The organism is Streptomyces sp. NPDC054841, from assembly GCF_053611045.1.
Window position 1 is genome coordinate 1 of the sequence record NZ_JBSGZO010000700.1, and the last position, 3,303, is coordinate 3,303.

Here is a 3,303-nt window from a genome sequence, read left to right on the forward strand (position 1 = left end):
CGCCGCCAGAGGCCACCATCCGCCACAACTCATCCGGCGAACCGACACCACCCGGATACCGGCACGCCATCCCCACGATCACGATCGGGTCGTCGGTGGCGGCCGTATCGGCGGTGCGCAGCGCGCGGCCGGCGGAGGTCTCGTCGCCAACGATCTCGGCCACCAGGAAGTCGGCCACGGCGGTGGAATTGGGGTAGTCGAAGACCAGGGTCGCGGGGAGCCGGACACCGGCCGCTGCGGCAAGCTGGTTACGGAACTCGACGGCGGTCAGCGAGTCGAAACCGAACTCCTGGAAAGCCATGCCCGGTTGGACAGCGCTGATGTCGGTGAAGCCGAGCACCGCGGCCACCCGCGAGCGGACCAGGTCGAGCGCCGCCGCGCGCCGCGGCTGTGGTGCCAGGCGGCTCAGCTCCTCGGCCCAGGCACCGCCGGACCGCTCCGGCCGGCCGCTGGCGGTACGCCGCGCGGGTGTGCGCACCAGCCCGCGCAGCAGCGGCGGCACCCCGGTGGCCGCGGCCTGCGCCCGTATCCCGGCCAGGTCGAGGCTGATCGGTACGAGCAGCGCGTCCGCGTCCGGCGCGCAACCGGCGTCCAGCAGGCTGAGGCCCTCCTCGGCGGTGAGACCGGTGCTCCCGGACGTCGTGAGGCGCTGCCGGTCGGCGGCGGTGAGGTCGCCGACCATGCCTGCAGGCTGTTCCCACGCGCCCCACGCGAGCGAGACCGCGGGCAGCCCGTTCGCCCGGCGGTGCTGGGCAAGTGCGTCGAGGAACGTGTTGGCGGCGGCGTAGTTGCCCTGCCCCGCGTTCCCCATCACCCCGGCCGCCGACGAGAACAGCACGAACGCCGACAGATCCATGCCCTGCGTCAGTTCGTGCAGATTCCACGCCGCATCCACCTTCGGACGCAGCACCACATCCAGACGCTCGGGGGTGAGAGAGGGAATGGTGCCGTCGTCCAGGACGCCGGCCGTGTGCACGACACCGGTCAGCGGACGGCCGGCCGGGATGCCCTCCAGCACCGCAGCCAGCGCCTCACGGTCAGCAGCATCACAGGCGACGATCTCGGCCTCAGCGCCAAGGGAGGCGAGGTCGGCCACCAGCGCGTCGGCACCCTCGGCGCGGGCACCACGACGACTGGTCAGCAGCAAGTGCCGCACACCATGCTCGACCACCAGGTGCCGGGCCACAAGCGACCCGAGGCCGCCGGTACCACCAGTCACCAACACCGTGCCCGAACCAAAGCGGGAACCGACTTGCTCGAAGGCCTGGGCGCGCACCAGACGCGGCACCCGGAGCTCGCCGCCCCGCACCGCAAGCTCCGGCTCGCTGTCGGCGCCTGCCCCGGTCAGCAGCGGCCACAGCGCCGCCACGTCCAGCGCGTCATCCGGACCCAGGTCGAGCAGCACGAAGCGGTCCGGATTCTCCGACTGTGCGGAACGCACCAGCCCCCACACAGGAGCATGCGCCAGATCCCGCACACCCTCACCGGCCCCGGCCGCCATCGCACCCCGCGTCACAAACACCAGTCGCGAGTCGGCGAGCCGCTCCTCCGCCAGCCATCCCTGCACCAGTTCCAGTACGCGGTGGGTCTCGCGGCGGATCGAGGCGGCGTCCTGGGCCGGCTCGTCGGACAGCAACGGCACGAAGACGAGCTCCGGGACGCCGGATTCCGTGGTCTCTGAGACGGCGGGCTCGAGCATGGCGGCCGTTGAGGGCACGGTCGTGCGGGGGTCGGTGGCCGCGAGGAGGGCCGCCAGGTCCGCGGCGGCGGGAACCGGAGGTGCCTGCCCGGCGAGCGGGAGCGCCGCCCCACCGAGCGGGGGCCCGGCGTCGAGACAGGTCCAGGAGCCGGGCGGGGTGGCCGCCGTGCCGAGCAGGCCGTACCGCTCCCAGTCCAGGCGAAAGAGGGCGTCGGTGGCAGGGGCCAGGACGTCGGCGAGCTTGCCCGCGTCAAGCGGACGCAGCACCAGCGACCCGACCGACGCCACCGGCTGTCCCGCGGCGTCCGCGACGGACAGCGTGACGGCATCCGTGCCCGCGGGCGCGAGGCGCACACGCAGGGCGGAGGCACCGGTCGCGGTCAGGCTGACGTCGCTCCAGGCGAAGGGCAGACGGGCCCCCTCACTTCCCGAGTCCGGGAAGAAGTCCCCGAGGGCGACCGCGTGCAGCGCGGCATCCAGCAGCGCCGGATGCAGACCAAAACCGCGGACAGCGGTGTCCTCGGGCAGCGCGACCTCGGCATACACCTCGTCCTCGAGTCGCCAGGCCGCCCGCACGCCTTGGAAGACGGGTCCGTAGGCCAGACCGCTCGCGGCCAGGTCGTCGTACAACGCGTCGACGTCGACCGACGCTGCCCCGCGCGGCGGCCAAACCGACAGGTCGGCGTCCGCCGTCGGCACGGCAGAGGTGAGCACGCCGCTGGCGTGCTGGAGCCAGGGGGCGTCGGAGCCGGCGGTCTCCGCGCGGGAGTAGATGCCCACGGAGTGGCGCCCGGACTCGTCCGCATCGCTGACGGTGACGCGGAGCGCGACTCCGCCGCGTTCCGGGATGACCAGGGGTGCCTGGAGGGTGAGGTCTTCGAGCGTGGAGCAGCCGACCTGGTCTCCGGCCTGGATGGCCAGCTCCACCATCGCCGTCCCCGGCAACAGCACCGACCCCATCACGGCATGGTCGGCCAGCCACGGATGCGACTGGAGCGACAGCCGCCCCGTCAGCAGCAGACCGTCCGAGTCCGGCAGCCCCACAGCGGCCGGAACCATCGGGTGCTGCGCGGCGCCGAGACCGAGGCTGGTGGCATCGCCGATGGCGGTCGACGTCGACTGGAGCCAGTAGTGCTGGTGCTGGAAGGCGTAGGTGGGCAGCGCGGTACGTCGGGCTCCGCGTCCAGCGAACACACCGTCCCAGTCGACCGTCGTCCCGTGCGCGTGCAGTGCGCCGACAGCGGCGGTGAACGTGTCGGGCTCGGGACGATCCTTGCGCAGGACAGCAGCGAAGACAGCCTCGGTGTCCTCGGGCAGGCAGCCCTGTCCCATGCCCGAGAGGATCCCGTCCGGACCCAGCTCCAGATAACGGGTGACGTTCTGGCCGTCCAGATACGCCATGCCATCCGCGAACCGGACCGCACCACGCACATGACGCACCCAGTACCCGGCATCGCACAGCTCCTCCGCCGACGCCGGCCCGCCCGTCACATTCGACACCACCGCAATACGCGGCACCGCGTACGTGATGCCCTCGGCAACCTTGCGGAACTCCTCCAGCATCGCGTCCATGTGAGGCGAGTGGAACGCATGACTCACTCGCA

General features: G+C 72.3%; 1 protein-coding gene. It reads right to left on the reverse strand.

All coding sequences use genetic code 11. The annotated features are described in order from the left end of the window. On the reverse strand, positions 1 to 3,271 hold a 3,271-nt coding region (locus tag ACWGI8_RS41940), incomplete at its 3' end, for an SDR family NAD(P)-dependent oxidoreductase (protein ID WP_453668714.1). Positions 3,272 to 3,303: the final 32 nt, after the last annotated feature.